Consider the following 17,754-nt stretch of genomic DNA (forward strand, 5'->3'; position numbering starts at 1 on the left):
CGAACCACCCGCGGGGCGCGCGGTTTGCGCCGGAGCGCAAAGCGTGCGTTCACGTGCCCGTCCGATCGAGCTCCTTCGCGAAGGTCGGGTAATCGAGCGGCTTCGTGAAGATCCGCGGCTCGGGATCGAATGCCTTGGCGCGCGCCGCGACGATGTCCGGATAGCCCGTCACCATGAAAATGGGCAGCGTGGGGTTGCAGGAGCGCGCGTACTTCGCGACGGCGATGCCGTCGGCGTGCGGCATTTGCAGGTCCGTGACGAGCACGTCGGGCGCAGGCGCGCGCGAGAGTCTGCCGATGGCGTGCGCGCCGTCGTGCGCCACCTCGACGTCGAAGCCGTCTTCGCGGAGCATCCGCACGAAGACACGCGCCGAGCGGATGTCGTCGTCCACGAGAAGGACCAGTCGACGCGGCTTCTTTTGCGTGTCCACGTCCGGAGTGCCTACAAACGTCGTGCCACCCCGATCGTAGGCGTACGCGGGATCAGACCTTTTTCTCTTTTTCCTTCGCGGCGATGCCGTACTCGTGGAGGCGGTACTGGATGGTGCGCACGCTGATGTCGAGCATCTCGGCGGCCTTCGCCGTGGAGCCGTTCGTGGCGTCGAGCGTGGAGAGGATCGCGAACCGCTCGATCTCGGCCATCGTGGCGCCCGGGATCCGGACGCCGCCCTTGGGCAACGGAGCCACGTCGATCGGCAGATCCCCCTCGTCGATCTGCGTGCCCTCGCAGAGCACCACGGCGCGCTCGATCGCATTCTCCAGCTCGCGCACGTTGCCCGGCCAGCGGTGGGCGAGGAGCTTGGCGCGGGCGCGGTCGTTGAAGCCGTCGATACGTTTCTTGTTCTCGACCGCGAACCGCTTCAGGAAATGCTGGGCGAGCAAGAGCACGTCGCCGCCGCGCAGGCGGAGCGCCGGCATCTCGACGTGCACGACGTTCAGGCGGTAGTAGAGATCCTCGCGGAATCGGCCGTCGTGCACGTCCTTCGCGAGGTCGCGGTTCGTCGCGGCGATGAGGCGCACGTCGACCTCGACGGGCTCGTTGCCGCCGACACGCTCGAACGTGCGCTCCTGCAGGACGCGGAGGAGTTTTACCTGTGTCGCCGGCGGGATCTCGCCGACCTCGTCGAGGAACAAGGTGCCGCCGTTCGCCTGCTCGAAGCGGCCGACGCGGCGTTTGTCGGCGCCCGTGAAGGCGCCTCGTTCGTGGCCGAAGAGCTCGCTCTCGAGCAGGCTCTCGGCGAGGGCGGCGCAATGCAGGGTGATGAAGGGGCCGCCCGCGCGCGGGCTCTTCTTGTGGATGGCGCGCGCGAGCTCGCCCTTGCCGGTGCCGCTCTCGCCCGTGATGAGGACCGTCGCGCGGGCAGGCGCGACCTGCTTGGCGACGCGGTAGACCTTCTGCAGCGCCGGGCTCGATCCGATGAGGCCCTCGAACCCTTCGCCCTCGCGCTCGCGGAGCTGGCGGCGGAGCTCTTCGGCCTCGGCCTTGAGGTTCGTCCGCTCGATCGCGCGCTCGATCGAGAGCGTGAGCGCGTCGAAATCGACGGGCTTCGTGATGAAATCGTCGGCGCCGCTGCGCATCGCCTGGACGGCGGTCGAGACCTCGCCGAACGCGGTGACCATGATGACGGGCACGGTCGGGTACGTGGCGCGGAGCTTCTGCAAGAGCTCGAGGCCGTCCATGCGCGGCATCTTGAGGTCGGTCACGACCACGTCCGGCGGGCGCTCGGCGGCGATTTGCAGCGCGCTCGGCCCATCGGCCGCGGCGTCGACCGCATAACCTTCTTGCCGGAGCAGCTTTTCGAGGCCGGAGCGGGCGCTCGCTTCGTCGTCGACGACGAGCACGCGCGCCTTCGGTTTGCCCGCGATCTTCGTATCCGTCATGGGAGCCTCAAGGGAGAATCTTTCCCGCTTTCGACTGGGCGTCGTGGGCGCCGAGGCGGACCGGGAGGGACACACGAAATACCGTCCTGCCGGGGTGGCTGTCGACGTCGATCGTGCCGCCGTGGTCGGTGACGATGCGGTGGACGATGGCGAGGCCGAGGCCCGTGCCCTCGGGCTTCGTGGAGAAAAACGGGTCGAAGATCGGGGCGTCGGGGCTCGAGAGGCCGGGGCCGTCGTCCTCGACCTCGATCATGACGTCCCGCGGCCTGCGCCGGGCCCGGAGCGTGACGGTGCCGCCGCCCGTCGGCTGCAGCGCCTCGACCGCGTTCTGCAGGAGGTTCAGGAGGACCTGCTGGATCTTGGGCGTGTCGAGGTCGAAGACGAGCTCGCTCGCAGGCAGCTCCAGGGTGAGCGTGACGCCGGTCTGGATCGCGCGGGCCTCGACGAGCTTGCTCGCGCGCTCGCACACGGCGTGCACCGACGTGGGGCGGAGCTCGAGGGGCTTCGGCCGCGCGAAGTCGAGGAACTCGCTGACGAGCGTGCCGAGCCGCTTGATCTCCTCGCCCACGATGTGGACGGCTTCGAGCTGCTCGGCGTCGGCGCCGCTCTTGCGCAGGCCTCGTTCGAGGAAGGTGACGTGGAGCTGGGCGCCGTTCAGCGGGTTCCGGATCTCGTGCGCGAGGCCCGCGGCGAGCGTGCCCACGGCCGCGAGCTTCTCGTTTTGCCGGAGCCGCGCGGCGAGCGCGTTCTCGTCGGTCGTGTCGCGGCCGACGGCGAAGAGGACGATGTCGTCGTCGTCGCCCGGCGCATACGCGAATTGCCAGCGGACGTCGCGGATCTTGCCGGCGCGGGTGCGGACCGCGCTTTCGACGTCGTCGAGGGAGGCGCGGCTCTTGCGGCCGTCGAGGAGCGCCTGGAGGAGCCCCGCCTGCTCGTCGCGGAGGGCCTCGGGCAGGAGCGCTTCGTGGAAAGGCACGCCGATGACTTCCTCGCGGCCGAAACCGGTGACGCGCTCGGCCTCGCGGTTGAAGAGGCGGATCTTGCCCTCGCGATCGAGGCCGACGACGAGCACGCGGGCGAGCTCGACGGCGCTCACGTAGCGGTGCTCGGTGCGGCGCAAGGCGAGGTCGATCTCGGCGCGTTCGAGCCGCTCGCGCTGCTGCGTGCGCGCGAGGGAATGGTCGCGGTAGCCTTCGAGCATGAACGCGAGCTCGAGGTCGAGGGCGCGATCGAGCGCCTCGCGGCAGGCTCTGGCCTCTTCGCCCATCGTGTCGTCGACGACGCGCTGGAGCGCGACGCGGATGAGCGCCATCGCGGTGAACATGTAGCGCTGCGGGAGGCCGATCTGGACGTGGATCCGGCCGATTTCGAGGGTCTTCTTGAAGTACGCCTCGTCGTGCGGGCCGGCGCAGAGCCGATCCATCCAGCGGGCCATGGAGCCCTGGAGCCGCCGGATCTGATCCTCGCCCGTGAAGACGTCGTGCGCGCCGTCGTGCTCGCGGATGCGGTCGTAAAAGGCCGTGGCGATGCGCTCGAAATGCGGGGCGGCGAGGGGCCGGAGCGCGCGGAGCAGGCGCGCGTCTTCCTCGCTGAAGCGGACGTACCGCAAGAGCTCCTGGACCAGACTTTCGTCGGTCTCGGCGCGGAGAGGTGCCTTTCGGTCCATGGTCACGGGGGTTTCGGCGCCGAAGGGTCGTCCACGTTGCCTTCGATCCAGCCGTCGAGCAAGGGGAGGTCCGCGCCGAACCAGGCGACCCGACAGCCGCAGCAGCGCAAAGCTTGCGCCTCGGGTGCAACGGGTGCGTCGACGTCACCGGCCCCTGGAGGCTCGTTCCCCTCGGTCTCGCGCGTCTCCGGATCGACGGTGCAGACGAGGTATCGGCCGCGGATGGAGAGGCCGGTGCACGCCGCGCAGAGGGTGCATCGATCGATGTGGACCTCCGCGGCGCGGCGAGGGCAATCGACGAGCATTTCTTTGCCGCCGGCGCCGAGGACGCGGATCGGGAGACGATGGACCTCGGGGAGCGGGTTACGAGGCGGAGGCTTGCTGCTCGACATGATGGTCGCGGCCGTCATGCAACCGGCGGGCCTTGGCCCGCGCCGCGCGCGCCGTTTCGTCGTTACAGCCAATCCCGGAACAGGTACGCCGCCCAGGAGGCTACCCGCTCCCACGGCGGCCGCTTCCCCCAGCTCGTCTGGGTGACTTCCTCGCAATGGGGCAAGTCCCCGATGAACATGGCCTCCATCGCCAGCGCGAACCGCTCGTCCTCGATGAGCGCGTTCGCCTCCAGGTTCTGCCGCAGCGATTGCATGTCGAGGTTGCTCGACCCCACGGTCGACCAGCGCCCGTCGATGACGGCCGTCTTCGCGTGGAGCACGCGGCCCTTCCATTCGTAGAGCCGCGCGCCCGATTCGAGCAGGCGCCCGTAGATCGAGCGCGCGGCGTGGAGGACCGCCGGGACGTCCGTCGTGCCCGCGACCATGATCCGCACGTCGACGCCGCGCTTCGCCGCCTCCGAGAGCGCGTGGAGGAAGCCGAACGAGGGGAGGAAATACGCGTTCGTGATCCAGATGCGCCGCGCGGCGTTCTTGATGGCCGAGCGGTAGGCGTCGCGGATGCCCGCGCGGCCGCGGCGCATGTCGCTCGTGATGACGCGGACGTGCGGATCGGGCCTTCGGCCGGCGTGGCTGTAGCGCGGCTCGTCGAGCGCCGGGCCCTTCGCTTTGCGCCAGGTGCGCAAAAAGAAGTATTGGAGCTCGATCGCGGCGGGGCCTTCGAGCTCGAGGTGCGTGTCGCGCCAGGGCGGAGGGCTGTCCATGTCCTTCGGCGCGTAATCGCCGCAGATGTTGATCCCGCCGGTGAACGCGATGCGCGAGTCGACGATGAGCGATTTGCGGTGGTTTCTCCGGACCACGTGGCGGAGGAGCTTTCGATTCTGGAGCGCGAGGCGCACGGGCCGGAACTCGACGACGCGCACGCCCGCGTCCTGCAAGTTCGCCACGTATTCCCCGGAGACCGACGATCCCCAGGCGTCGTAAAGCAGGTTGACCTCGACGCCCGCGCGCGCGCGCTCCGCGAGGGCGCACGCGAAGGCCTGGCCGACGTGGTCGTCGCGCAGGATGTACGTCTCCAGGCAAATGGTGGAGCGAGCGCGCGCGATCGCTTCGAGCATCGCGGGGAAGGCCTGCGCGCCGTCGTGGAGGAGGCGCAGCCGGTGGTAGCCCACGACCATGTCGCAGAAGGCCGGCGTGCGAAGGAGCGTCGTGGGCGGCGGCGGCACGGCGTCGACGGACGGAATGACGTCGACGCTCGGCAAGAGCGGCAGACTATCGCCTCGGCTCAAACGCTTGTCCTTTCGAGCCCCAGGGTAGCGCAGAATCAGCCCGGAGCCCCCTCGCCGAGGGGCGACGTCCGCGGCGGAGAAGAGGGTGCGAGCGCAGCGCGATCCCGTCCCGCCTTTTTTGCCGCATAGAGCGCCGCATCCGCGGCTTCCATCAGCGCGAGCGGGCGCGGCGCGGCCGCGGCGTCGAGGTCGGCGATGCCGATCGAGACCGTGGGCGCGCCGGGCATGTCACGGAGCGCCGCGCGAATCCGCTCGGCGAGCTCGAGGCCCTGCACGGCCGTGGTCTCCGGCAAGAGCACGGCAAACTCGTCGCCGCCGTACCGCGAAGGCAGGTCCATCGCGCGGCAGGTGTGGCGCAGCGCTTCGGCGACCGCGAGGAGCGCCGCGTCGCCGGCCTCGTGGCCGCCGCGATCGTTGATCTCCTTGAGGTGGTCGACGTCGAGCAGGAGGACGGTGGCGGCGCCCTCGTACCGCGCGAGGCGCGCGATCTCCTCGGCGAGCCGTGCGTCCAGGTGACGGCGATTCGAGAGGCCGGTCAGCGGATCCGTCATGCTCGTCGTGGCGAGTTCGTCCTCGCGCGCGCCGAGGGCGCGGCCGAGCAGGACGAACACGAGGAGCAAGGTGAACACGAGGTAGCCGAGGGTGACGGGATCGGCCTCGGTCTCGGCGACGAGCAAGGCGGGCGTGGGCGCTTTCCCGGCGAGGACGGCGCGCAGCACGAGCAGGCCGAGAGGCGCGCCGAGGGCGAAGAGGGCGCCGAGGACGGGAAAGACCCGCCGGCGGGGCAAGCTCTCGGGGACACGCCGCAGCCATCGCATCGTGGACCTTGGTTGCCTGGAAGATCCGTGCCGGCGTCGCGGCACGAGGGTGCTTCGCGCATGGCACGGGTCGTGTTACGCCCGTGCCGCGCAGAAGGAGAGCGACAGTATGCACCGGATTCTGGTTGGCCTCGATGCTTCCCCGCGGGCGAACGACGTGCTCGACGCGGCGATCGACCTTGCACGGCGAACGAGCAGCAAGCTCATCCTGATGCGGGCGATCGGGATCCCGGTCGAGATCCCGCCGGAAGCCTACGTCTTGCCGCCGTCGTCGCTCGAAGGGCTGCTCGAACAAGAGGCGCTGCGGTACATCGAGAAGGAGCTCGAGCGCGTGCCCGAGGAGCTGCGCGGGCCGGTGAAGGTCGCCGTCGGGACGCCGTGGCAGGCGATCTGCCAGGCGGCGAAGGACGAGAACGTGGACCTCATCATGATCGGGTCGCACGGCTATCAGGGGCTCGATCGGCTGATCGGGACGACGGCGGCGAAGGTCGTGAACCACGCGGATCGATCGGTGCTCGTGGTCCGGCACGCCGAGAAGCTCACGTCGTGATGCAAGGCGTGCGGCGCAGCGCAAGGGCTGCGCCGCACGCGAAGGCTGCTCGTTACGGCGCGAACGGCTTCGACTGGATCACCGCGATGCCCGTGTCGACGTAGCGTGCCTGGGCCTCGGCGCCGGTGAGGTAGGTGTCGTAGCCCGTGTTGCCGCGCAGGTAGCGCTCGTAAAACGCGGTGACGTAGGCGCGCGAGAGGGCGTTGACCGTGGCGTTGTCGAGCGTGGGCATCTTGCACGCGCTGCAGGCGATGCCGCAGGTCTGCGTGTTGTCGACGAAGCCGACGTGGTTCGCGCCGTTGATCGTGACGGCGAAGCTCGGGAACTTCGCCGCCGCATAAAACGTGAGAAAGTTTTCCGCCGCGGGCGCGCACGCGGGCTGGAAGCCGCCGCCGCCGCCGCTGTCGAGGGTCTCGCCGAGGAAGCCCGTGGGTTTGGCGATCGGGAGCTCTGCGCTCACGTCGATACACGCCGGCGCGGTGCACATCGGGTTCGGGTCGAGCGGGTTGCCGGAGGCGCCGTCGACGGGATCGAGCACGATCGTGGCCTTGAAGCGATCGTCGAGCTTCGCCGCGTAGACCGCGAGCTTGCCGCCGAGCGAGTGCCCCGTCGCGCCCGCGAGCTTCGTGTCGCCTTTGAGCTCGGGTTTCGACTCGACCCAATCGAGGGCGCTGATGATGTTCTTCGTGGCCTTGGTGTTGTCGTTCCCGAGGAACGAGGTCGGATAATCGGGCGTGACCGCGACGTATCCGAAGCTCGCGAGGCGCTTCAAGTAGCTGTCGTACTGGCTCGCCGCGATCTGGAAGCCGTGCGCCACGACGACGACCGGATACGGCCCATTCGAGGGGCCCGCCGTGGGATACGCCGCGTGCATGGGAACCGTGTCACCCGTCGAGGACTTCCACTGGTTGTCGTCGATCTCGGCAAACGTGAACGGCCCGTCCTTGTTCGGGTCGAGCACAACCATCGGCGCGCCGCCGTCCCCGCCCGCGCCGCCTTGGCCCGATCCGCCTGCGCCGCCCATCCCGCCGACGCCGCCGCTCCCACCGTCGCCGCCGGTCCCACCTTCGCCGCCGCTGCCGCCCGGCCCCGACGTGCCCGAGCCGCTCCCCGTCGGCCCGGTGATCGTCCCTCCCGTGAGCCCGAGATCGCTCCCACCCGTGCAAGCCGACGTGAACACGAGGCCTGCAATGCCCAAGACAAAGCCGATTTTCTGCATGGGGCGTGCGTAAGCCGGCGCTGCGGGAGCGTCAACGCGGTCACCCGAGAGTGCAGGAGCGATCAGGCCGTGAACTCGGTCGTCATCTGAATCCCCCAGTTCGTCGGGGGACGGACCGCGTAGCTCAGCGCGAGGACCTCGATCAATACGATGCGATAAATCTCGTGCACGTCGTCGACGTCCACCTCGCTCGCATTCGCTTCGAGCGCCGCGTCGACGTGCTCGTGGACGAACGAGAGCACATCGGGCTGCTCCATCGCGATGACGTCGTCGGAATCGACCGCCTCGGCCGGATCGGCCATGCGGAGCTGTTCGTCGAGCTTGAGCGATTCCTCCACGCCGGCGAGCGCGAGCGGCGTGACCTCCGCGAGGTCTTCACCAAAGACGTTGTCGAAAGCGAGCCAGACGGCGAGCGTCAGGAAATATCCGAGCGCGAGCGCGGTTTCATCGAGAGGACCGCCGAGGACCTGCGCGATGCGATCAGCCATCGCAGGCTGGGTCTGCTCGAAGCGGGCGAACGCTTCGTCGAGCTTCTGCCGCGCCTCTTCGTCATCCTCCGCGAGCTGCTCCTCGACCTCCGAGAGGGCCCGTAGAGGGACCTGCGCGAAGGACGGTACCGGACGGATGGCAGCGCGGCGGACCCACACGGCGGAAACCTAGCACACGGCGACGTTGCGTTCTTGCGTCATCGTCCACGGCCATCAGGCGGACGTCACGGCGAGAGCAAGCGGACACTGCCGCTCGGGACCCACCCCTCCGTCGCACCCCAACGGACATGAACGAGCCCGCCGCGCGCCTCGCCGACCTCGACGGCATGCGCCTCCGGGATCGGCTCGCCGCCGAGCGCCGTGCCGTGATCGTCGACGAGATGGACCTCGGGCACGACGACGACACCCGCGCGCGTGGTGAGCCTGAGTCTTCGCGCGGCGATCGTGAGCGGCAAAAAGACGCAGAGGAGAACGAGCGCCGTGGGCGCCATGATGCGGCCCGCGACGGAGAACGAAGAGGCGCGGCTTCGCCGGAGGAAGAGGCCGATCGAGAGGAGGATCGAGGACACGAGCGCGAGCAGGCTCCAGGTGCGCTCGGAGGCGAGGCCGATGACGGCGCGATCGAGCGTGGGCCGCACCGTGGTCGCATCCTTGCCGCGCCGCGCGCGCCTCCGCACGACCTCGGCGCGGACGAGGTCGAGGGCGTGATCGGCCTCGATGTCGGAAGGACGAAGGCGGAGCGTCTCCTCGAAAGCAGCCGCGGCGCGACCGAGATCGCCGGGTCGATCGGCGCCGGCGCGCACGCGCGCGACGTAGGCGAGGCCGCGGCCGAAGCTCGCGTCGGGGTGCACGAAGCCCATGTCGGCGAGGGCCTCGAAGCGCTCGATCGCCGTGCCGTAGGCGCCGCGCGCGAGCGCCTCGGTGCCTTCGCGATGAAGCTCTTCGGGCGTCGCCGCGCGGGCGATGCTCGCGAACGCGAGCACGGACGCGAGCACGAGCGAGATCGCGGCGGCCTGCCCGCGCCTCATCCCCGCGCCCTCCCGGAGACGGCGAGGAGATCACGCACGACAGCTCGTCCGCGCTTCGCAAGCTCTTCGAGGCTCGCCGCGCTCGCGCCCGGATCGAAGCGCAGCGCCGAGGCCTCGTCGAGCAGGCTCCGCGTGCGAGACGCGAGGTCCTCGGAGACGCCCGCGTCTTCGAGTTCCTTCGTGAGATCGCCGAGCAGGATGCCGCGTGATTCGAGATCGGTCGCGGCCTTGATCGCGTGGTGGATCGCGCGCTCGACGGCCGCCGAGAGGGCCTTCGTGTCGCCACGCTCGCGCGCTTGATCGGCCTCGTCGAGCGCGACGTTCGCGAGGCGCGTCGGCGAGGAAGCGCCCGCGGCCCTGCGCGATCGGAGGCGCCGCGCGCCCGCGGCCGCCGTGGCGAGCAGGCCGTACGCGAGGGGCGGCGCGGCGATCACGACGTAGAGGCTCGCACCGTCGAAGAGGGGCGCGGAGGGCGCGATGAAGGCGCCGAGCGTGGCGCGCGGGGCAGGGAGGGTCGCGAAGGGATCGGCTTCGCCTTTCGGGGCCGCTGGATCGGCGCCGGGCGCGGCGCTCGGAGACGCGCTCGCGGACGCTCGGGGATCGGGCGTGGCGGAGGGCGCGACGTCGACCTTGCCGAGCTCGACGCTCGCGACCTCGTACCGCTTCGATGTGGGATCCCAGTACGGCAGGTCGATCTTGCCGAGCTCGACCTGGCCTTGCTCCTGGATGCGGACGACGTACCCGAACGATCGATAGCCCGTGATGATCGCGCCTTGCGGGCCGATCGACTCGCGCTTCTCGGGATCGAGCCACTCGACGCCGGTGCGCGCCGGCACCGCGAGCGTCTGCGGGAAGTTGCCGCTGCCCTTCACCTGCACGGTGACCGCGATCGATCCGCCCTGCGTGAGGCGACGCGGCTCGACGGTGGCCGAGAGCGAGAACCGACCGACGTCGCCGAGGACGTAGCCCGGCGGGCGACCCGCGCGCGGCGGCTCGGTCACGTGGATGACGAGGTCCTCGCTCGACCGATCGACCATGCGGCCGACGTGCTGGCCCGAGAACTTGATGGTCATCGGTCCGACGTGCAGATCACCCGTGCGGACGGGGAAAAGCGCGACGCGATCGATGAGGCGCGCCATGTACGTCTTGCCGCCCGCGCGCGTGCGGAACGGCGGCTCGAAGCCGGGCGTCGAGATCATCGACATGCGGATGAAGTCGGTCATCGACGCGTCGCGCGCCGGCGCCATCTCCACGTTCACGCGCTGGTAGATGTAGAACGAGACGGTGACCTGCTCGCCGACGACGGCCTCTTTCTTGTCGGCGCGCGCATGGAGGAACACGTACGGATCGGGCGCGGTCTTGAGCTCGAGCTTCTCGTCGAGCGCGGGCTGCGGCTCGTCGTCGTCATCGTCGTCGGCGAAGGGATCGTGGCCGCCGAAGATCTGCCCGAAGAGCCCAGGGCCGCCCGGCAAGAGGAACGGGCTCTGCGGCCTGCGGCGGCCGCTCGCGGGGACGACCTCGACCTCGACGGCTTGCCCGGAGACACGTTTCCCCTGCCAGAGTACGCTCGGCGCGGGGATCTTCACGCGGCCGGGCGCGTTCGAGACGAGCTGCCAGCTCGCGTCGATGCCGACGCGCGTGCTCCCGTTGATCGAGACCATCGAGGTGCCGACGGCCGGACCGCCCTGAATCGTGGCGCCCGCGGGCGGCGCGAGGCGCGGATCGTTCGGGATGGGCTCGCCGGGCGTGACGAGCGCGGAGAGCTGCACCGAGAAGGGCTCGCCGACCTCGACCTTGCGCGCGCTCACGCGGGTCGTGACCTGCGGATCGGCATGCGCGATCGTTGCGACTGAAACGATCGCGGCCTGCACGCCGAGGAGGCACGCGAGCGCCCCGGCCCTCACTTGTCCTCCATCACGCGACCGCGCCGCGTGCCGGCCTTCATCTTGGCCTCCTGCTCCTGGTAGGTCGGCGCCTCCTCGAAGCGATCGAGGATGCGATCTTCCTGGCCCGGCTGAGGCTCGGGCGACGCGGGTTGCGGCGGCGGAGGCGGCGACTGTCCACCGTCCTGTCCGCCCGCATCCTGGCCCGCGTCCCCGTCTCCGCCGTCGCCTCCGCCGTCGTCGCCGGCATCTTTCCCGCCGTCGTCGCCGCCGTCCTCGCCCGCGTCGTTGCCGCCGTCGTCACCGCCGTCCGAGCCATCAGATCCATCGTCGCCGTCGGATCCATCACTCGCGTCGTCGCCGCCGTCCTGGCCTGCGTCCTGGTTCGCGTCCTGATCGGCGTCTTGCCCCGCGTCCTTCTGGTCCTCGATGCGCCGGAGCGCGATGGCGCGGTTCCACGCGGCGTCGCGCCCGATGCCGTCGGCGGCCGCGTCCTCGGGCAAACCCGGAATGAGCGCGAGCGCGTCGTCGTAGTGGCGCACGGCTTCCTCGTACTTCTTCCGCAAGAACTCGAGGTTGCCCGCGAGGTAGTGCGCGCGCGCGCGCAGATCGATCGGGACCTTCGGATCCTCGGCGATCGCCCGCACGACGATGAGCGCGCAGTCGATCTCGAGCGAGCGCATCGCGGCGAGCTGCTCCTCCTCGGGGCCGCCGTCGCCTTGCTCCTCCTCGCCGAAGCGCCGGCCGTACTTCTCCGCGACCGAGAAGAGCACGAGGCCGAGATCGAACGAGCCGTTGTACTTCTGGCGAACCGCGTCCGGGAGGCCGAGGCCTGCGTCCGTGCACGGGCCCGTGCCGAGGTACGTTTCGAGCGCCTGCTCGGCCGATTCGAAGCGGCCCGCGTCGAGATCGGCGAGGGCCTGATCGACGACGGGCGCGTTGCGTTCGAACGGCGAGCTCGGGTCCCATCCGGTGCATCCGGACGCGAGCCAGGTCGCGCCGCCGGCGACGCAGGCGAGCGCGAAGAGGGCGATCGCCGCGGTCTTCACGCGGTCACGCAGCACGTTCGATCCACCCGCGGCGCGAGGGACGCGTGGTTTGCGATCAGGCCGGGACACGACGCGCCTCCTTTCGTTTGCGCTCGCCCGCGGGCGCGATCGGCTTCGGCGCGGCCCTGCGGCGGAGGATCCGGAGCGGCGCGTCCGTGATCAGCGCCTCGGCCACGAGCAGGAGGATCGCGAGCCCGAGCGGGTAGTAATAAACGTCGGCGTAGACCGTCTCGATCTTCTCGGCGAGCTCGCTCTTCATCTGCTTGCGCAGATCCGCGGCGATCCGATCGATCCCGGTCGTGCCCTTCTCCGCGACGATGATCTCGCCGCCCGGCGTCGAGGCGGCGATCGACGCGAGCTGCTTCTCGCCGTGCACGGTGAGCGCCGTCGTGAGCGGTTTTCCGTTCCGGTCCGTCCGGAAGCCGACGACCCGGCCGTCCTCGCCGACCTCGGGGATCCGCTCGGGCGTACGGCCGCCGATCTGCACGACGTGCACCGTCGTCCCCTCGGCGCCGAGCTGACGCGCGACGGAGGCCGGATCACCCTCGAGGTCCTCGCCGTCCGTGACGAGCAGGATAATTCGTTTGTGCTCCGACGATTTCGGATCCCGCTTCAAGAGGTCGCGCGCGAGCGTCAGGGCGCGGGCGATCGCGGTGCCGCCGATGGGCATGTCGTTCGGGTCGAGCTGGCGGAGGAACTGCGCGACCGCGGCGCCGTCGGCGGTGAGGGGAAAACCCATCGGCTCACCGGCGAACGCGACGGCGGCGAAACGCGCGCCTTCGAGCTCCTTCACGAGCCGCGCGACCTCGACCTTCGCCCGGAAGATCCGCGAGGGCTCGACGTCCCGCGCGTACATGCTCTTCGAGTAGTCGAGCACGAGGACCACGTCGACGTTCGTCGCCGGCACGAGGCGCGTCCCCTTGCCGTACTGCGGGCGCGCCGCCGCAAAAAACGCGAGCGCTGTAGCCATCACGAGGAGGACGGCCTTCCATGCGCGGCGTACGGAGGGGTCACTCGTCCGCAGCGCCTCGACTCGTTCGAGATCACCAAAGGCCTGCGCCGCGCGACGCCGATAAACCGCGCCGAGCGCGAGCAGGAGCGCGACGAGGGCCGCGAGGGCCGTGCAGAACAGGAAGACGGGCGCGCCGAAGATCACGGGAACCTCCGGAGCAGCCACGCGCGAAGGAGCGCGTCGAGGCCCACGAGCACGACGCCGGGGACGAGCAGGAAGGGGAACAGATCCTCGAACGATCCGCGGCTCGCCTCGAAGCGCGTCTTCTCCAGCTTGTCGAGCACCGCGTGCATGCTCTCGGCGAGCGCCTTCGCGTCGGTCGCGATGTACGCCTCGCCCTTCGTGGTCTTGGCGATCCACTTGAGCAGCTCGGGGTTCACCGGGTAGCGGCGGCGCACGTAGCGCGGCTGGCCGAGCAGATCGAAGCCGTCCTCGACGTCGACCTCGTCGTCGTTGCCGATCTGGATCGTGTTCACCTGCGCGCCCACGCTCGTCGCGAGGTGCGTCGCGTACTGCGGCGAAACCAGGCCTTCCTTGTTGTCGCCGTCCGTGAGCAGCACGATCACCTTCGACTGCGCGTCGCTCTTGCGCAGGCGCGCGACGGCCGTGGCGAGCCCGTCGCCGATCGCCGTGCTCGATCCGTCGATCACGTCGAGCGTCATCTTGCCGACGAGCTCGCTCAGGAGGTGATAGTCGAGCGTGGGCGGCGAGAGGACATACGCGCTCTTGCCGAAGACGACGACGCCGATGCGGTCGGTCTTCCGGCGCGAGATGAAGTCCTGGAGGACGATCTTCGCCGTATCGAGCCGCGTGAGGCGCTTGCCGCGCGGCAGCGTGATCCGGCCCGGAAGATCGCCCGGCTTGGCGTCGAGGATCGCGCGCATCGAGCCCGAGAGGTCGAGCGCGACCACGATGTCGATGCCTTTGTCGTCGCTGCGCTCGTCGCGCAGGATCGAGATCGGGCGCGCGATCGCGGTGACGAGCAGCGCGACTGAGACGGCACGGAGGACGCCCGGCAGATCCCGGAGCTTTGCGCGCACGCCACGCGGGCCGGTGGTGAAGGGGAAGATCGTGCCGACGCGCAGCCGCGGCGTTCGCCGGTCCTGACCCGCCGTGCCCCACCAGAGCAGGACCGGCACGATCCCGAGGCCGAGGAGCAGCCACGGCAGCTCGAAGCTCGCGCTCTCCCAGGCGTCGCGCCGCGCGAAGAAGGGCCACGCGAGCGCGAGCGCGAGCACGACGAGCGTCTGCAAGAGGACGAGGGCAAACCGCTTCATGTCGGCCCTCCCGCCGCTTCCTTGTGCGCCGCGGTCTCGCCGGTGGAGGCCTGCGGCGGCGTCGTGTTGCGCACGATCGTGATGCCGCGTTCGAGCGCGGCGAGGCAGTCGTTTTCGCTCGGCACGACGCGCGCGAACTTCACGAGATCCGCCTCTTCGAGGAAGCGCGTGATCGTGTCGAGCCCGCGCACCGGCGGGCGCACGCGCGCGAGCGTCCGCTGCATCTCGTCGGTCGTGCTCTCGAGACCATCGAAGCCGTACCGCGCGCCGAGGTACTTGCGCACGCAGTCGCTCACGCGGTCGAAGTACTCGTCGTTTTTGCCCTCGATGATGAGGCTCGACGCGCGGATCGCTTCGAGCTCTTCGAGCGCCGCGATCCACGGTAGCTTCGGCGCGACGTACGGCTCGGGCTTCGGGCGGCGCGACCAGCGCACGAAGAGCCACGCGCCGATCGCCGTGAGGATCGCCCCCACGAGCGCGCCCACGGCGAGCTGCTTCGCGAGCACCCACTCCTCGCGTTGTGATCTCCCGTCGGGGTTCGGTCGGACCTTCGGATCGAGCTCGTTCGCGATCGGATCCTCGATCAGGATCGGATGCGGCGCCGTGCAGATCGTCACGAGATCCCCGCTCGCGCGCGCCAGCGTGATCGGCACGGGCGGCAGCATCATCACGTTGCGACCGGGGTTCTTGGGCAGGGCCACGAACGGGATCGTCACCTTCGTCGTGGACGACGTCTCGCTCGCCTCCGTGACCGCGATCGGGCCTGCGCCGCCGTCCGGGTCGGGCAGGACGAACCCTGCCTCTTCGAGCGCCTTGTACTGATCGCTGCCTCGCTCGACGCGAAAACCGCCGGGCATCACGGTCTCGCCCTTGCCGTGCACGACCGTGATCTCGAGCGGCGCGGCCCAGCCGCTCGTCCCGCGCTCGGGGAACGTGTCCGTGATCTTCGGCCGGCTCGCGCCCTCGGGCACACGCTCCACGCACGACGCCCACACCCGCGCGCCCGCGTCCGCCGCCGGCGCGCCCGCGTCCGCGTCCGTCTCCTCGGCCGACGCCGTGCGCGACGCGGCGACGGCGACCAGGGCCACGGCGAACACGAGCGGGAGGCATGTCCTCGTCATCGCCGGGCCCTCCTCGCGCGCTTCGCGAAGAGCTGACGCAGCGGCTCCACGTAGCTCTGGTCCGTGCGGATCGTGACCGTGTCGACCGCGAGCTTCTTGAACAGCTTGTCCCGCTCGCGCCGCATCTTCCGCATCTCGGCCGCGTACCGCTCCCGCACCTTGCGATCCGAGGTGTCGACGAGCACCTGCTCGCCCGTCTCCAGATCCTCGAACGTCGCGAGCCCGACGTCCGGCAGCTCCGCGTCGCGTGGATCCTCGATCACGACCGGGATCACGTCGTGCTTGCTCGCCGCGAGCGCGAGGGCCCGCTCGTAGCCGTGGTCGAAGAAGTCGCTCACGACGAACGCGACGCTCCTTCGTTTCTGCACCTTCGACAGCGTCTCCAGCGCGACCCGGAGGCTCGTCCCCGCGCTCTCCGGCTCGTGCCCCAGGATCTCGCGGATGACGCGCATCACGTGTTTGTCGCCCTTCTTCGGCGGGACGATCTTCTCCACGCGATCCGTGGCCAACACGAGGCCCACGCGGTCGTTGTTGCGGATCGCGCTGAACGCGCAGAGCGCGCAGATCTCCGCGGCCACCGCGGCCTTCGAGGCCCGACGTGTCCCGAAGAGCTCGCTCTCCGACGCGTCGACCACGAGCATCACGGTCATCTCGCGCTCTTCGACGAAGACCTTCACGAAGGCCTCGTTCATGCGCGCCGACACGTTCCAGTCGATCCAGCGCACGTCGTCGCCGGGGTGGTACGCGCGCACCTCGCGGAACGAGAGGCCCTGGCCGCGGAACACCGACGAGTACGTCCCCGAGAGCTGCTCGTTCGCGATGTGGCTCGTCTTGATCTCGATCACGCGCAGCCGCTTGAGCAGCTCCGCGGCGTCGGCCTTCGCGCCTTCCTTCTTGTTCGGCGCGTCGTCCGGCGGGGGCTCGTCGCCGAGCCCGAAGAACGCGCGCAGGCGCTCCCCAAAGCTCGGGCTCTTCGTCGCCCCCTTCTTCGTGCGGCCGGCGGCCTTCACGGCACCTCGACCACCTCGAACACGCGCCGCACGACCTGCTCGGTCGTCACCTCTTCGGCCTCGGCCTCGTACGTGAGCACCATGCGATGCCGCAGCACGTCCGGCCCCACGGCCTTCACGTCCTCGGGCGTCACGTACCCGCGGTGCCGCAAGAACGCGTGCGCCCGCGCGGCCAGCGCCAGCGCGATCGAGGCGCGCGGGCTCGCGCCGTACTCGATCATGCTCGCGAGCTCCTTCATGCCCTTCTGGCTCGGCTCGCGCGTCGCGAAGACCACGTCGACGATGTAGTCCTTCACGCGGTCATCCATGTAGACGTCGCGCACGACCTTACGCGCAGAGACGAGCGTCTCGGGCTCGATGATCTTGTTCGCGCTCGCCTCGACGAGCCCCGTCGTGCGGTCGATGATCTGCCGCTCCTCCGCGCGCGTCGGGTACCCGACCTTCACCATCAGCATGAAGCGATCGACCTGCGCCTCGGGCAAACGGTACGTGCCCTCCTGCTCGATCGGGTTCTGCGTCGCCATGACCACGAAGGGATCGGGCAGCTTGTAGGTCGAGTCGCCGATCGTGACCTGCTTCTCCTGCATCGCTTCGAGCAGCGCGCTCTGCACCTTCGCAGGCGCGCGGTTGATCTCGTCGGCGAGCACGAGGTTCGCGAAGATCGGGCCGAGCTTCGAGGAGAACTCGCCCTTCTGGTGGTTGTAGATGACCGTGCCGATAACGTCGGCGGGCAGGAGATCCGGCGTGAACTGGATGCGCGAGAACTTCGCGTGGAGCGCATCGCAGAGCGTGCGGACCGTGAGCGTCTTCGCGAGCCCCGGCACGCCTTCGAGCAGGACGTGCCCGCCCGTGAGCAGGCCGATCAGGATCCGCTCGAGCATGTAGGTTTGCCCGACGATCACCTTGCCGACTTCGGCGATCAGGTTGTCGACGAAGGCACTCTCTTTCGCGACGAGCTCGTTCAGGGCGCGGACGTCGTGCATGGCATGAACCGGGAGGTTGTCTGGGCGGGCATTGCCGCGAAGCCGTCATGGCTCGATCCCGCGCCTCGCGCGAGATCGACGTGCGGCGTGCA

At 69.8% G+C, this 17,754-nt stretch carries 17 protein-coding genes; 1 reads left to right on the forward strand and 16 read right to left on the reverse strand.

Annotated features, from left to right (window positions below):
- Positions 1 to 49: 49 nt before the first annotated feature.
- Genes QHF84_RS12335 through QHF84_RS12360 form a run of 6 tightly spaced genes read right to left on the reverse strand, consistent with a single transcriptional unit; the run spans position 50 to position 6,042 of the window.
- Entirely contained in the window at positions 50 to 430 is a 381-nt protein-coding gene (locus QHF84_RS12335; RefSeq protein WP_281313450.1) for a response regulator, read from the reverse strand.
- 52 nt (positions 431 to 482) lie between these two features.
- Positions 483 to 1,880 carry a sigma-54 dependent transcriptional regulator gene (locus QHF84_RS12340; RefSeq protein ID WP_281313451.1) on the reverse strand — a complete coding sequence of 466 codons (1,398 nt, stop codon included), beginning with the start codon at positions 1,878 to 1,880 and terminating at the stop codon, positions 483 to 485.
- 7 nt (positions 1,881 to 1,887) lie between these two features.
- Positions 1,888 to 3,546, reverse strand: coding sequence for a protoglobin domain-containing protein (locus tag QHF84_RS12345; RefSeq protein ID WP_281313452.1), 1,659 nt, complete (start codon positions 3,544 to 3,546; stop codon positions 1,888 to 1,890).
- Positions 3,547 to 3,548: 2 nt separating this feature from the next.
- Positions 3,549 to 3,956, reverse strand: a complete 408-nt coding sequence (locus tag QHF84_RS12350) for a hypothetical protein (protein WP_281313453.1) — start codon at positions 3,954 to 3,956, stop codon at positions 3,549 to 3,551.
- A 44-nt stretch (positions 3,957 to 4,000) separates the two neighbouring features.
- Positions 4,001 to 5,224 carry a cardiolipin synthase ClsB gene (clsB, locus tag QHF84_RS12355; protein WP_281313454.1) on the reverse strand — a complete coding sequence of 408 codons (1,224 nt, stop codon included), beginning with the start codon at positions 5,222 to 5,224 and terminating at the stop codon, positions 4,001 to 4,003.
- A 35-nt stretch (positions 5,225 to 5,259) separates the two neighbouring features.
- The gene (locus tag QHF84_RS12360; RefSeq protein WP_281313455.1) at positions 5,260 to 6,042 is read right to left on the reverse strand and encodes a GGDEF domain-containing protein; all 783 of its coding nucleotides are present in this window, start codon (positions 6,040 to 6,042) and stop codon (positions 5,260 to 5,262) included.
- A gap of 109 nt (positions 6,043 to 6,151) precedes the next feature.
- On the opposite strand from QHF84_RS12360, the gene QHF84_RS12365 reads away from it, so the two are divergent.
- Complete coding sequence (locus QHF84_RS12365) at positions 6,152 to 6,592, forward strand: universal stress protein (RefSeq protein WP_281313456.1); 441 nt, start codon at positions 6,152 to 6,154, stop codon at positions 6,590 to 6,592.
- 52 nt (positions 6,593 to 6,644) lie between these two features.
- On the opposite strand, the gene QHF84_RS12370 is transcribed toward QHF84_RS12365, so the two are convergent.
- The 10 genes from QHF84_RS12370 to QHF84_RS12415 all read right to left on the reverse strand — a co-directional run bounded on the left by QHF84_RS12370 (position 6,645) and on the right by QHF84_RS12415 (position 17,662).
- The gene (locus QHF84_RS12370) at positions 6,645 to 7,811 is read right to left on the reverse strand and encodes a dienelactone hydrolase family protein (protein ID WP_281313457.1); all 1,167 of its coding nucleotides are present in this window, start codon (positions 7,809 to 7,811) and stop codon (positions 6,645 to 6,647) included.
- A gap of 62 nt (positions 7,812 to 7,873) precedes the next feature.
- Positions 7,874 to 8,458, reverse strand: a complete 585-nt coding sequence (locus tag QHF84_RS12375; protein WP_272419903.1) for a hypothetical protein — start codon at positions 8,456 to 8,458, stop codon at positions 7,874 to 7,876.
- A 65-nt stretch (positions 8,459 to 8,523) separates the two neighbouring features.
- Positions 8,524 to 9,327 (reverse strand): hypothetical protein, encoded by an 804-nt coding sequence (locus tag QHF84_RS12380; RefSeq protein ID WP_281313458.1) that lies wholly within the window; start codon positions 9,325 to 9,327, stop codon positions 8,524 to 8,526.
- Positions 9,324 to 11,231, reverse strand: coding sequence for a BatD family protein (locus tag QHF84_RS12385; protein ID WP_281313459.1), 1,908 nt, complete (start codon positions 11,229 to 11,231; stop codon positions 9,324 to 9,326). Before QHF84_RS12385 ends, QHF84_RS12380 begins: the two co-directional genes overlap by 4 nt.
- Positions 11,228 to 12,328 carry a tetratricopeptide repeat protein gene (locus tag QHF84_RS12390; RefSeq protein WP_281313460.1) on the reverse strand — a complete coding sequence of 367 codons (1,101 nt, stop codon included), beginning with the start codon at positions 12,326 to 12,328 and terminating at the stop codon, positions 11,228 to 11,230. Before QHF84_RS12390 ends, QHF84_RS12385 begins: the two co-directional genes overlap by 4 nt.
- Complete coding sequence (locus QHF84_RS12395) at positions 12,315 to 13,415, reverse strand: VWA domain-containing protein (protein WP_281313461.1); 1,101 nt, start codon at positions 13,413 to 13,415, stop codon at positions 12,315 to 12,317. The genes QHF84_RS12390 and QHF84_RS12395 overlap by 14 nt, the downstream gene beginning before the upstream one ends.
- Positions 13,412 to 14,548: a VWA domain-containing protein gene (locus tag QHF84_RS12400; RefSeq protein ID WP_281313462.1), complete on the reverse strand. Its 1,137-nt coding sequence runs from the start codon at positions 14,546 to 14,548 to the stop codon at positions 13,412 to 13,414. Before QHF84_RS12400 ends, QHF84_RS12395 begins: the two co-directional genes overlap by 4 nt.
- On the reverse strand, positions 14,545 to 15,669 hold the full coding sequence (locus QHF84_RS12405) for a hypothetical protein (protein ID WP_281313463.1): 1,125 nt from the start codon (positions 15,667 to 15,669) through the stop codon (positions 14,545 to 14,547). Before QHF84_RS12405 ends, QHF84_RS12400 begins: the two co-directional genes overlap by 4 nt.
- A complete protein-coding gene (locus QHF84_RS12410) occupies positions 15,666 to 16,679 on the reverse strand; it encodes a DUF58 domain-containing protein (RefSeq protein WP_281313464.1) in 1,014 nt (337 codons plus the stop codon). The genes QHF84_RS12405 and QHF84_RS12410 overlap by 4 nt, the downstream gene beginning before the upstream one ends.
- Entirely contained in the window at positions 16,676 to 17,662 is a 987-nt protein-coding gene (locus QHF84_RS12415) for an AAA family ATPase (protein ID WP_281313465.1), read from the reverse strand. Before QHF84_RS12415 ends, QHF84_RS12410 begins: the two co-directional genes overlap by 4 nt.
- Positions 17,663 to 17,754: the final 92 nt, after the last annotated feature.

Origin of the sequence: Polyangium sp. y55x31 (assembly GCF_029946505.1) — a bacterium.
GTDB lineage: Bacteria > Myxococcota_A > Polyangia > Polyangiales > Polyangiaceae > Polyangium.